The sequence below is a fragment of the Brumicola blandensis genome (assembly GCF_031846165.1).
Taxonomy (GTDB): Bacteria; Pseudomonadota; Gammaproteobacteria; order Enterobacterales; family Alteromonadaceae; genus Glaciecola; species Glaciecola blandensis.
Window position 1 is genome coordinate 215,169 of the sequence record NZ_JAVRIE010000007.1, and the last position, 12,833, is coordinate 228,001.

11 protein-coding genes and 1 other RNA gene are annotated in these 12,833 nt (G+C 42.9%); 7 read left to right on the forward strand and 5 right to left on the reverse strand.

What is annotated here, in order from left to right; translation table 11 throughout:
- Positions 1-67: 67 nt before the first annotated feature.
- The 4 genes from RM544_RS16150 to RM544_RS16165 all read left to right on the forward strand — a co-directional run bounded on the left by RM544_RS16150 (position 68) and on the right by RM544_RS16165 (position 4,053).
- Positions 68-1,492 (forward strand): undecaprenyl-phosphate glucose phosphotransferase, encoded by a 1,425-nt coding sequence (locus tag RM544_RS16150; RefSeq protein WP_311362847.1) that lies wholly within the window; start codon positions 68-70, stop codon positions 1,490-1,492.
- Positions 1,493-1,551: 59 nt separating this feature from the next.
- On the forward strand, positions 1,552-2,451 hold the full coding sequence (locus RM544_RS16155) for a histone deacetylase family protein (protein ID WP_311362848.1): 900 nt from the start codon (positions 1,552-1,554) through the stop codon (positions 2,449-2,451).
- A gap of 132 nt (positions 2,452-2,583) precedes the next feature.
- Positions 2,584-3,471 (forward strand): WYL domain-containing protein, encoded by an 888-nt coding sequence (locus tag RM544_RS16160; RefSeq protein WP_311362849.1) that lies wholly within the window; start codon positions 2,584-2,586, stop codon positions 3,469-3,471.
- Between the two features lie 189 nt (positions 3,472-3,660).
- Entirely contained in the window at positions 3,661-4,053 is a 393-nt protein-coding gene (locus RM544_RS16165) for a TerB family tellurite resistance protein (protein ID WP_311362850.1), read from the forward strand.
- On the opposite strand, the gene RM544_RS16170 is transcribed toward RM544_RS16165, so the two are convergent.
- A complete protein-coding gene (locus RM544_RS16170; protein WP_311362851.1) occupies positions 4,050-4,802 on the reverse strand; it encodes a hypothetical protein in 753 nt (250 codons plus the stop codon). The two genes, RM544_RS16165 and RM544_RS16170, sit on opposite strands and share 4 nt — an antisense overlap.
- 180 nt (positions 4,803-4,982) lie before the next feature.
- Between RM544_RS16170 and RM544_RS16175 the strand changes: the two genes are divergently transcribed.
- The 3 genes from RM544_RS16175 (at position 4,983) to RM544_RS16185 (ending at position 7,562) form a co-directional block, all read left to right on the forward strand.
- Positions 4,983-6,245 (forward strand): histidine kinase, encoded by a 1,263-nt coding sequence (locus tag RM544_RS16175; protein WP_311362852.1) that lies wholly within the window; start codon positions 4,983-4,985, stop codon positions 6,243-6,245.
- Complete coding sequence (locus tag RM544_RS16180; RefSeq protein WP_311362853.1) at positions 6,238-6,888, forward strand: response regulator; 651 nt, start codon at positions 6,238-6,240, stop codon at positions 6,886-6,888. The genes RM544_RS16175 and RM544_RS16180 overlap by 8 nt, the downstream gene beginning before the upstream one ends.
- A 107-nt stretch (positions 6,889-6,995) precedes the next feature.
- Positions 6,996-7,562, forward strand: coding sequence for a hypothetical protein (locus RM544_RS16185; RefSeq protein WP_311362854.1), 567 nt, complete (start codon positions 6,996-6,998; stop codon positions 7,560-7,562).
- 101 nt (positions 7,563-7,663) lie between these two features.
- Here RM544_RS16185 and RM544_RS16190 read toward each other — a convergent pair whose 3' ends face one another.
- The 4 genes from RM544_RS16190 to zapE all read right to left on the reverse strand — a co-directional run bounded on the left by RM544_RS16190 (position 7,664) and on the right by zapE (position 12,759).
- Positions 7,664-10,198, reverse strand: a complete 2,535-nt coding sequence (locus RM544_RS16190) for a glycoside hydrolase family 3 protein (RefSeq protein WP_311362929.1) — start codon at positions 10,196-10,198, stop codon at positions 7,664-7,666.
- A gap of 283 nt (positions 10,199-10,481) precedes the next feature.
- An RNA gene (gene rnpB, locus RM544_RS16195) (RNase P RNA component class A) lies at positions 10,482-10,838 on the reverse strand.
- 15 nt (positions 10,839-10,853) lie between these two features.
- Positions 10,854-11,570, reverse strand: a complete 717-nt coding sequence (locus RM544_RS16200; RefSeq protein WP_311362855.1) for a YebC/PmpR family DNA-binding transcriptional regulator — start codon at positions 11,568-11,570, stop codon at positions 10,854-10,856.
- A 91-nt stretch (positions 11,571-11,661) separates the two neighbouring features.
- A complete protein-coding gene (zapE, locus tag RM544_RS16205; RefSeq protein WP_311362856.1) occupies positions 11,662-12,759 on the reverse strand; it encodes a cell division protein ZapE in 1,098 nt (365 codons plus the stop codon).
- Positions 12,760-12,833 lie beyond the last annotated feature (74 nt).

Sequence of the window (12,833 nt, forward strand, 5' to 3'; positions counted from 1 at the left end):
GTAAACGCCGACTCCATAGGTGAGTTTTTATAGTTGACCAAGCTCTTGGTTTCTATATGTGAGAAAAATGAACAAGCAAAAAACGAATCAAAGCCGTCGAACCGGCATTATTCAGTCCAACCAAAGTAGCTTCTCAACAATGTATCGCCTTGTTGACTTAATAGCGATTGCCTTCTTGTTTTTTTTGATTCTTGAGTCTAAGCAAGAAAAATTTGAAGCTGACAGTTGGATTCTCCTATCACTTGGGCTCATCGTATTTAATGTGACCGCTGAAGCACTCGACCTTTATCGATCTTGGCGAACACAATCAACAACGATCCTGATTAAGTACACAACAATTGCATGGCTAGTGACGTCTTCCGTCATCGTTGTCTTTTCCTACTTTTTCCCTGAATTAGCGAAATATGATGAAACCATTATATTGATTTGGATATTCTCTACTTTTCCCGCTCTTGCCGCGTGGCGTATCGTCTTTAGAGAAATCTTGTTTATACAAAGGAAACAAGGCCGCAATACTAGAAAAGCAGCCATTATTGGAGGAACTCCTGCGGGCTACCATCTGGCAACCCAGATTTTGGAAAATAACCATTTAGGAATAAAGCTAGATGGGATTTATGATGATAGAGACATGAATCGCTTACCCTTAGAGTTCCACGATCAAATTGTTGGCAATATTGAAGAGGCCATATCTAAAGCGAAGAAAGGCACGATTGACTTTATTTACGTTGCCATGCCCATGAGTGCAGAAGCGCGCATTATGGAAATTCTTAATCGTTGCAGCGATACTACCTGCTCTGTATACATCATTCCTAATTTCTTTATCTACAACCTTCTACACGCTCGCTGGCAAACTGTCGGTTCAGTGCAAACCTTGAGCGTTTTTGATACACCGTTTCAAGGTGCAAATAATGTATTGAAACGTATCGAAGATCTTATTTTTAGCTGCATTATTCTGAGCATTGTCGCGATTCCAATGTTATTCATCGCCCTAGGCATCAAACTTAGTTCAAAAGGCCCTGTTATCTTCAAACAAAACAGGTATGGCTTAGATGGTAAACAAATCAAGGTATATAAATTCAGGACGATGCGCACTGCTGACAATGGAGATGTTATTCAGCAAGCTACGAAAGGTGATAGCAGAGTAACGCCTTTTGGTGCTTTTCTAAGAAGACGCTCATTAGACGAATTACCTCAGTTTTTTAATGTGTTGCAAGGGCGCATGTCGATAGTAGGTCCTCGCCCACATGCAATTGCTCATAATGAGCAATATCGCGAGTTAATTGAAGGTTACATGCTACGTCATAAAGTGAAACCTGGTATCACCGGGTGGGCTCAAATCAATGGCTTCCGTGGAGAGACTGAAACGGTGAACAAAATGGTCAAACGTGTGGAGTATGACCTTGACTATATCCATCGCTGGTCAGTTTGGTTAGACGTGAAGATCATCTTAAAATCAATCATTAAAGGTTTCTCAGATAAAAACGCTTATTGAGCTTTCAGCCATTTATCTGCGTAACACATTGTTGATTCAATATTAGTTAAGGACATTGCTTGATACCTTTGGTCTTTCACCCTATTTATAGCCAGCTTGACCTGCCAGTCCGCCATCGATTTCCTATTGAAAAATATCAAGGGATCAAGAACGCACTGCTCGAAAAAGGTGTACCCGAGCAACAATTCTCTCGCCCAAACCCACTCGATACTAAAGCACTCTCTAGCGTTTATGACCCTAATTATGTGAGAGATTTGTGCGCAGGTAGTTTAGATCCTAAAGCTATGCGTCGAATTGGATTTCCTTGGTCAGAGCAATTAATACAACGGACCTTAACCGCAGCCGGCGGAACAGTATTAACCGCTGAGCTAGCGCTAAACTCCGGGAAAGCATTAAATTTAACGGGTGGTTATCACCACGCCTTCGCTAATTTTGGTTCCGGTTTTTGTATGATCAACGATTTATACTTAGCTGCCTTGCACATGCTTCAATCTCCAAACATAGATAAAGTGCTTATTTTTGATTGTGACGTTCATCAAGGGGATGGCACTGCAAAACTCGCTGAAAACAACCCGTCAGTTTATACCGTGTCTATTCATGGCGAAAAGAACTTTCCTTATCGTAAGCAGCGTAGCAACCTAGATTTCGGCTTAAGCAAAGGCACTGAAGATGATGAGTTTCTTACCACTGTGGAACAAGCCTGGCATATGGCGATCGCATACTTTCAACCAGACGCTGTGATTTATGATGCTGGAGTGGATGTGCATATAGATGATGATTTAGGTCATTTGAATATTACCACAGAAGGCGTTTATGCCCGAGACGCGTTTATTTTTCAGCAATGCAAGAACTTAGGCTTGCCTGTAGCAGCGGTTATCGGCGGCGGTTATCAGCGTAATATTGATGCCTTAGTTGATGTGCATTTACAGCTATTTAAAGCCGCGGGGGTGTTCAGTTAAACTTGTAAGCCACGCTAAAGTTCCGCTATTTTCACACTAAGCCTTATAGAATCATTTTGATTGCACACTGAGTATTTATACACTATTCTTATGCATCAAAAATGAGCTTGTCCTTTTGGGAGATTACAGGAAGTGAACAACACCGAAATCATCAACGAAATGCCTCATGCCCAGCGTGAGCGACTTGCATTCATTGACTTTTGTTTACAGTTTTTTGGACATATTTCGCGCAACGATTTGGTTACTCGGTTCCAAACTGGCCTCGCAGCCTGTACTCGAGACTTTGCTGCGTACAGAGATCTCGCAGCGAAAAACCTGTTGCTTGACCACTCAACCAAACAATATTACCGAACAAGTGAATTCCGGCCGTTATTTAAATATGAGCCAGATATCATTTTACATTCACTGAGTCGTGGTTTTGGAAACGGTATATCAAACTACACACAACCCTCCGAACAATGCTTTGATGCGGTTCAGTTAATTCACCCTGACAGCAGTATTATTGCAGCTCTCATGCGCGCAATTCATAATCAACAATTATGTGAAGTTGATTATGTCTCCATTAGCTCTGGTGAAAGTAAACGCCAATTGGTTCCCCACGCTTTAATCAATAATGGTCATCGTTGGCATGTAAGAGCTTACGACTGTAAGAATGAAAGCTTCAGAGACTTTGTATGTACACGTTTCACTTCGATCACGACACTCGAGAGCGAACCTGACGCGCATCAATTGTCCGGTGCTGATTCTCAGTTTCATCAAATGATTAATCTCGTTTTGATCCCGCACCCTAGTATTAAAAATCCGATGGCGATTGAAATGGATTTCGCTATGGCCAATGGACGTAAAATTATGCCGACAAGAGCCGCGCTCGCTGCATATATTTTAAGGCAATGGCAGGTCGACTGTTCCGAAGGACACAGAATTACTGGGCAAGGTTGTCAGTTAGCTTTGGAAAATACTGATGTGTTGCAGCGTATCGAAAACCCAAGCTTGGCACCTGGCTATTCAAGTACAAACTAAATCCCTCTTGATTTTGTCTTTTTGGCACTTAGATCCTCAGTGAAATGAACTACTTAGTTTATTCTCTGTAATAACTTTGTATAGCTCAGGAACTTTACTGAATAATCAAGGGTCTTTATAAAGCGTATATAGCGGCTACTTGATTTAGTACCTGTACTCTCTAACACTCATCGGTTTAAGGTAGATAACATGTCACAAATTCATCGATTAGAAGAACAGCAACACCAACAGCACAATGAAGCTTTGATTAAATTGACTGTTTTGTTATATCAAATCGATGGGAAAATCACCTTGAGTGAGCAGGATTATTTTGATGACTTGGTAGACGAAATGAGCTGGCATAGTGGTATTTCCAAAGAAGCTTTTATAAACGACGCAATTCATCAAGCTAGAGAGGCAATAGATGGCTTTGCGGCGCCCGACTTTATTCGTTCGCTATCAGACGAGCTCAATATTGACGCAGCGCGCTCACTCGAAGTCGCTATGGCGATCACCAAAGTTGATGGCGAGCGCAGCGAAGAGGAGGTCGAACTTCTTGCCTTGCTCGCTAACCGAGTATTAGCCCGGGGTCTTGTCGCTTAAACACTCGCTCTTGCGGCACTCTCGACTTGAAAGACCTTGCCATACTTTTTACACAGTATGGCTGAAGCGATTGTTCCAATCACACCTGGTGCGATCCAAAATACTAATTGCCAATAGCCTAGCTCCTCAAACATGGTTCTGCCGCCAAAAGCCAGAAATGCTGTATAGGCACCGATGCCTGAACCAATAAACGAACCAATATGCTCAAAAACCCACTTGCGTTCACCCATTTCGGCTTTTAGGCAATAACGCAGCATACTGCATGCTAAAAAGAACCCTAATATTCCGAACACAAGATGCAAGACACGACCCCCTGACACACCAAAGTAAATCATAATAGGACCACCTATCAACAGTGCTACTATAGGCGCAAGATAGGAAAACTTGCGTAAGGCACTTCTGTTTTCTTTCACTTTGATTACCGCAACAGCATGGCGAGTCACAGTGAAACTGAGAATACTTAAATACAGCAAATATGCCCAAAATATTCTTACCACATCTACCATTCTCTCTGGATCACTTGATTGCGCTATCATCTCTGCTTTCATTGTGTGTGGCATAGTGATAACCATCAGTGACATAACAAAACCACCTAACGCAACAATGTACATTGATGTCTTGTAAAAAAGGCCGAATTTAACGTGATTCAACTGACCTTTTTTCGTGAACAATGGCACCCAAAATAAGACAAGGGCGATACTGCCGAAGACAATATGAATAATAAATAACAAGGAATGAAAGTAGGTCATAGTAAACTCCGCATAAGTCGTTTGTTTGAATTGTTTTATCAGTGAATCCATACTAGCCGCTCAAAAAGAGATACGAGAGTGCCATTAGTCATGACGTAAAAAGTGACTTTTTACCTATCGCACTTGCAGGCAAAACACTGCTATTCTTTCAACAAGAAAAAACAGACAGTAATGAATAACATGACAATCACTACAGCACCTGTGCAAAAGAAACCTCTTTGGCAACGCCTTTCTATTTCCATAGAGAGCGCTTCTGCGTTGCTTACATGGGCCCTAGTCAGCGGAAGTGCATTGTACTTTATGTACGGTATGGAAAAGTTATCGGGCAGTGCGTTCCCAATAGCCGCTGCGTTATTTCTGACTTACATTGTGCTTTGGCTTGGCTTGATTAGAGAACGTCCGTACAAAAACGATGGCCGAGTGCGTGCTAGCTTTCTTTTCCTACTTTTTAGCACGGTAGTAGGTATCTACTTTGTGGTTCCTTTCGTCTATACCGCTATTTTCATGGTGATTTGGAGTGCGGCCTTACCCTACTTTATCAGCGCTCGATTGGCTTTCATGCTATCACCTTTGTGGTCTGCAGTTTTATGGGCAGTTTACGGGTATCATTGGGGTTTCAGCGGAATGATTGTTTCCGCCCTTTTATTCTGGACCTTTAACTTGTTTGCTTTGGTCATGGTCACCACCACAATCAAAGAGAAAAACACGAGAGAAACGGTAGAAACGATTAATCGAGAACTCGTTTCTACCCAACACCTATTGAGCCAAGCTGCTGAACAAGCAGAAAGAGTGCGGATTGCGCGCAACATACATGACTTATTGGGTCACCACTTAACGGCATTAACGATTAACTTGCAGGTTGCAGGGCGTCAACTTGACCAGCTCGATACAAACAAAGAACAAGCAAAGCAAAAACAAACGATCAAAGACTCCATCGAGCAATGTCACAGCTTGTCTAAATTATTATTGAGCGATGTGCGTGAGGCGGTGTCTGATATACGAGATAAATCATCGATTCGACTAGAAAGTGCAATAAAGGCGATTAGTGACAGACTACCTAGTATCGATATCACCGTGGACTACCCTGACAACATTAGCATCGAAGACGTTACGCTAGCTGATGTGCTGATCAAATGTATCCAAGAAAGCTTTACGAATAGTCTGAAGCATGGGAAAGCAAGCGAAGTTAAGGTCTCTTTTTCTCAACACTCAAATCATGTTCAAGTTGCTATTCAAGACAATGGCAATCATACTCAGAATAATCAATTAAAGGCCAACAAGCACGTTAGAGATGGCTTACAAAAAGATATCGAAATCCAACGAGGAAATGGCCTAACGGGTATCGAAGAGCGTCTAGCGTTAGTCGATGGCAAAGCAGAATTTCAACGCAACGAAAAAGGATTTTTAACTATGCTAAGTGTTCCGGTAATGTTACATGATTAAAGTATTGCTTGTAGATGACCAAACCCTCGTTCGACAAGGTATTCACAGCTTACTTTCGCTCTCTGATAAAGTTGAGGTTGTGGCGCAAGCCAGTGATGGACAAGAAGCCCTAAACGCCATCAATTTGGCCGCAAATGGCGGCATTGATATTGTGCTCATGGATATTCGTATGCCGAATTTAAACGGAATCGAAACTCTCAACAAACTCAAAGAAATGCAATGCACTATTCCAGTCATCATGCTGACCACTTTTGATGACCATGAATCTGTAATGAAAGCCCTTCAAGCCGGAGCGAAAGGCTACTTGCTTAAAGATGTTTCGTTGGAAACCTTGGTCGAAGCAATACAGACAGTAAATGCTGGCAACACCTTAATCCAACCCGCTATAACCGAACGCTTGATCCAAGGTTTACAAGGCGTGAAAGGTGAGTTTGAATCTAGCGAAATGCCCGAAGCGCTGTCTAACAGGGAAACCGAAATTTTACGTCTGCTCGCTGCTGGATGCAGTAATAGAGAAATGGCGGAAAGCCTGTTCAAATCAGAAGGGACAATTAAAAATCAAGTCAGCAGTATTTTGTCAAAGCTGGGCGTTAGAGACCGAACTCGAGCTGTTTTAAAAGCGATTGAACTAGGCATCATTTAAACGTTTACCGCACCAAAACGAACAGGCGGTTAATTGCGAAACAAACAGAACACGCTCAAGCAACAATCGCTTAGAAAGTAAGATACCAATATGAGTAATAACAAAACATGAAGTCGATTAACCTATTAGCATTCGGACTACTGTTTAGCCAACTAGCCTTCGCGCTAAATTTAGAAAAAGACGTCACACTACCCCTAGAGTGCCACTCCATACCAGAGCACAGTGACTCTCTGTGTATCGTCGATACTGCCTCACCAAGCATGCCCGTTAACGATGTCGTTTTTTATCGCCAAGATAAGTTCGGTAACTTCGTTTTACTGGAGGCTATCAAAGGAGATGTTGCACATGTGTTTATAAAAGACTTTTCTAAAGGTGGGAAATACACAGTCATTGGCTATGCTGAAGAAGGACATCCAAGCTTTATCATCTATGAAACTGACACCTTTCTCGCTCGTTCTCGTCCAGTTAAAAGCGTGGCTGTCATATCCAACTATTTTATTACCAATATCGTATCGCTAGATGATGAGGGCAATGCAATCCTTGAACTAATGGATTTGCCCAGTGACATCCAAAGTCAGGAAAGCTGTATACCGTCAGCGCAACTGCCCAAGCACACCGATACTGAGCTTTGCCACATCGCTTACTCAATATATCAACATTCTTCGCCGTACTAGTTGTTTGAGCAACAAACTCATTAATAATTATCTCTGCTGCGAAGCCAAAGAACTTTCAAATGGTCTAAAAATAAGGGGCCACCCTTAGGTGACCCCAATTTTTATTTGCATTTAATACTTGCTGAGTCTGCAGTATCGAATGAAAATTCAATATCACTTACGCTTAATTGAATATTGCCAGTACTTAGTAAGTGGAAGGGTACTACCAAGCCAGAAAAATCGACACCTTGCTGACTGAAGCACTGTAAATCAACGGATAGTGCGTGCCACTTATCTTTTTCCATTGCTTTCAAGTTCTCGGTAATATCAACACTGCCACGACAGCTGCCTGGAGCATCACCTTCGCTCTCGCAACTCATGTTTAACATCACCGCTTCCGTTATAGCCGACTCAGGTTTGATCATGAATGATAAACTGGACTTATTAAGAAGTTCATTGCTGATATCTTCGCGGAAGAAACTCTTACTTGCTATCTTAAGTCCTGAGGGAACTGTAGCGTCAGCGAGTGTCATTCTAATAGCGTCTTCTTGTACTTCCTTATCAATAGTGCGATAGCTCAGCGTTCCCAATGAAGCTGTACTAGCGACAACAAGCTCTTCCTTGTCACCTTCGCTAAGTAGCAAGACCCAAGGTTTTTGCATCGTCCCTGTGAAGATTTTCTTACCGGTCGAAAACGCCTCAAGCTCTTCGTATGTCTCACTCAAGTCATTTCCTAACGTGTCTTTCGAGTCATAACTTAAGCCATAACCGTAGGGGAATAATGGTGAATAATCCTCATCACCTTTGTTCAACACCGCATCATATGGTGAGTTAGGCCATGAAAATGACAAGCGGCCTGTGAAATCATATTGACGCTTTCCATCGGCATCAGTAAACAGTACATCCGCTACCGCACTACCTTCTGAGCCTGGCAGCCACAAAGCAACAAAAGCATCGCTGTTGTTGAGCTCTTGATTCACCCACATAGGTCGACCGCTAATAAATAGTGCCACGACAGGGATATCTTGCTTTTGTAGTTTCTTCAACAGTGCCAGATCAGACTTTTGACCTCGCTGATAATCTAAGTGCTCTCTGTCGCCATGACCTTCTGCATACGGCTCCTCACCAAAAACAACGATAGCAACATCAGGTTTCTTGAAAAAGTCACCATTTTCATTTAACTCAACACTACCATTTGCTGCACTAACTTGGGCTTTGACACCGTCATAAATAGAGGTGCCGCCCGGGAATTCTTCATTGGTATTGTTGGTGCCTTGCCAAGTGATTGTCCAACCGCCAGATTGTTTGCCAATGTTGTTGGCACCATCACCTGCAACTAAAATGTGCGTATTTGGATTAAGTGGTAATAGCGCCTCATTATTCTTCAGCATTACAAGCGATTCACGTACAGCTTGTTTGGCAATATCTCTATGCGCTTTTTGACCGATCAACTCGGTTTTACCTGAAAACTTCCTATTTGCTGGACTAGGCTTCTCAAACAGACCTGCTCTCAACTTTACTCGCAATATTCGAGTCACCGCATCATCAATACGAGACATTGGGATGATGCCTTCATTCACTTGGCGAACAAGATTTTCATATAGCGGTTTCCAGGCGCTTGTTGGCACCATGAAGATGTCCAAACCCGCATTTGCTGCTTGCGCACAATCACCGTTAGTGCAGCCTTTCACCTGTCCGTGTCCGTTCCAATCTCCGACAATGAAACCATCAAAGCCCATTTTTTCTTTCAATACATCGTTCAATAGATACTTATGGCCGTGAATTTTTTCACCGTGCCACGAGTTGAAAGACGCCATCACTGATTGAGCACCCGCTTCTAAACCACCCACATAGCCCTGCGCATGAATTTCGAAAAGTGCTTGTTCACTCGCAACATTATCACCTTGATCGTCGCCTCCTACAGTGCCACCATCTCCAACGAAATGTTTCACTGTGCTGATCACTCGATTGTCACTCAAGAAGTCTTGTCCGGCTCTGCCTTGCAAGCCTTTTACGATAGCTGCGGCATAATCACGTACAATCTCAGGATCTTCAGAATACGATTCGTAGGTGCGCCCCCAGCGGTCGTCTCGCACTGTGGCTACAGTCGGTGCAAAAACCCAATCGATTCCTGTCACCATCACTTCAGTCGCAGTAGCATTAGCAATTTTTTCAATTAGCTCGGGGTTGTTGGCAGCTCCCAAGCCAATATTGTGAGGAAATAAGGTCGCGCCAATCACATTATTGTGGCCATGTACGGCATCTGTGCCCCACATCGTAGGAATAGTCGAACCATCCAGACTATCGTCAATCGACGCTTGATAAAGATCTTCAGCTAACTTAATCCAATCTTCTGGTGTGGACTGTTTATTGCCCTGAGGAAATGAGCCGCCACCATTTAAATAGCTACCAAAACCATATTGGCGCATATCTTCAACCGTAATATCGCGAATTTCTGGTTGAATCATTTGTGCTACTTTTTGCTCCAATGTCATTGTTGCCATAATTTCTTGAATACGGCTTTCAATTTCATCGGTTTGTTTCACTTCAACGTTTAGCCTTGGCCAAATATCAATACCGTTTTTTTCTTGCATTGCAGGTTTCTCTTTTACTGGTTCAACAACTGACTCTTGGCTGCATGCCGATACTAAGCCCATAGCTAAACATAAAATTGGAAGATGCTTACGAAATGCCACGATCTGTTTTCCTCAAAACTATCAAAAATATAACGCGATTGACACAATCCAAACGCGCAATGTAAACGTTTACATTACATCATTTTAACAAGATTGCATACCATAGGTCGAAAAAATGCCGAGATTAGATTTTAACTATTTGAAATGAATGTAGAAATTGCAACGCGGAACGCATTACTCTACGAATAAGTTGAGATAACTCACTATCATCTGTTTGATTCGTTACCATTGCCTAACTGATTAAAAGTTGAGCCAGCCGATAAGCCGGGTTCTGTCGTGGGCAATCATTCGTCTAGGCCAACAATCACTCGTTGGCTCCAGCAACCTACCCGTTCCCAACGCGGGCCGCGCCATAAGGGAACCTATTTGGTCTTGCTCCGGGTGGAGTTTACCTTGCCATCCACTGTTACCAGCGATGCGGTGCGCTCTTACCGCACCCTTTCACCCTTACCAGTCGAAACTGGCGGTCTTCTCTCTGCTGCACTTGTCGTCGGCTTACGCCGCCCAGACGTTATCTGGCACCCTGCCCTGTGGAGCCCGGACTTTCCTCCCCTTGCAAACATGTAAACATGAAGAAAGCGGCGATTGCCTGGCTGGCTCAGGGCGGGAGTTTACACTAAACGTTAGCGTTGTGATATACGTTTTGCACGTCATCACAATCATTCAACATATCCATGAATTTTTCGTACATCGGCATGTCTTCTTCACTAATGTCTTTGGTGTCTTGAGGTACCCAAGTAATCTCCTCGAGATCTATTTCCAAGTCAGGAAATGCTTCATCAAGTGCTGTTTTACATTTGAAAAACTCTGTATGAGGCACAAACACAGTTACTGTGCCGTCATCGACTTCAACGTCAGATACATCTACGTCAGCTTCCATTAAGGCTTCAAGCACAACTTCATCGTCATCGCCCTTAAACCCGAAAACAGCAAAGTGATCAAACATAAAGGCTGCAGAGCCTTGCGCACCTATTTTACAATTGGTTTTGGTAAAACAGTTGCGCACATCAGTAATGGTCCGGTTAGCGTTGTCTGATAAACAGTCAACTATTACCATGCAACCACCTGGACCAAAACCTTCGTAACGCATTGGTACGAAGTCTTCTCCAGCGCCACCGGCTGCTTTGTCGATTGCTTTCTCGATAACATGGCTAGGTACTTGGTCTTTCTTTGCTTTTTCAATCAATCGACGAAGCTGCAAATTGGCCTCTGGGTCAGTACCACCGTTTTTTGCAACAACATAAATTTCTTTACCATAGCGTGAATATACTTTGGTCTTTGCTCCGGCAGTTTTTGCCATAGAGGCTTTTCTTACTTCAAACTTTCTACCCATTTTTAATTCTCTTTATATGGATTAATTCAATGTTTTGGATTTTATGCGCAAGATTGTACTGTTTTTCATGCCCGGTGTCAGCACGCGTCTGTTAGGCGATATGTTGTAGCCCCAAGTACTCTCTTGATTGCATCTCTTGAAGGCGACTTAAACAACGTTGAAATTCAAAATTGAGTCGTCCTTGGGAATAGAGTTTCTCAAGAGGCGTTTCGGCAGACATGATCAACTTTACTTTCCGTTCATAAAACTCATCTACCATCGCAATAAAACGACGAGCGATATCATCAGAGTTGCCCCCCATTTGCTCAACATTTGCAATCAGTACAGTGTGATAGCAACGACTAATCTCTATATAGTCTCTTTGACTGCGTGGACCATCACATATTGCTTTGAAATCGAACATCACAACACCATCAGCATCTCTCAAAGCGCTGATTTCACGACCTTCGACGCTAATTTTCACATCGCTTTTACCTTCTTCAGGGGCGAGTTGAGTAAAGTAGGTTTGCAAATTTGTTGTCGCTTCATCATCGAGTGGATAGTGGTAAATTTCAGCTTGCTCTAGGGTGCGCAATCGATAATCGACTCCGCTATCGACATTCACAACACGGGTGTTCTGATTAATCAGTTCAATCGCGGGCAAAAAGCGTGCACGTTGTAATCCGTTTCGATATAACTCGTCTGGAATGATATTGGACGTCGCAACAAGGACTATGCCATGGCTGAACAGTTCCTCCATCAGGGTTCCAAGGATCATAGCATCAGTGATATCTGACACAAAGAATTCATCGAAGCAGATAACTCTCGCTTCCTCCGATAATTTCTTAGCAATGATTTTTAGGGGATCTTCCTTCCCATCTAATATTTTGAGTTCAGAATGGACGCGATGCATAAAACGGTGGAAGTGCACACGCATTTTGCGTTCAAATGGCAGGCATTCATAGAAAGTGTCGACTAGGTAAGTTTTGCCTCTACCAACACCACCCCAAAAGTAAATCCCTTGAATACTGGGATTGTGCATGCCTTTTCCAAAGGCCTGTTTGATTTTGACACGCCAAGACGGCTTGCGTTCTGGGTGAGTCAATTCATCATATAGTCTTTGTAACTCTTTAACGGCATTCTCTTGTGCTTCATCGTACTGAAAGTCAATCAACGACAAGTCGTCTTGATATTTTTCCCAAGGGGTCATGAATTTTCCAAAAAATCTACATTTATTGGGTTGAAAAACCGAATTAAGGCCAAAAATACGCATTATATGGGCAG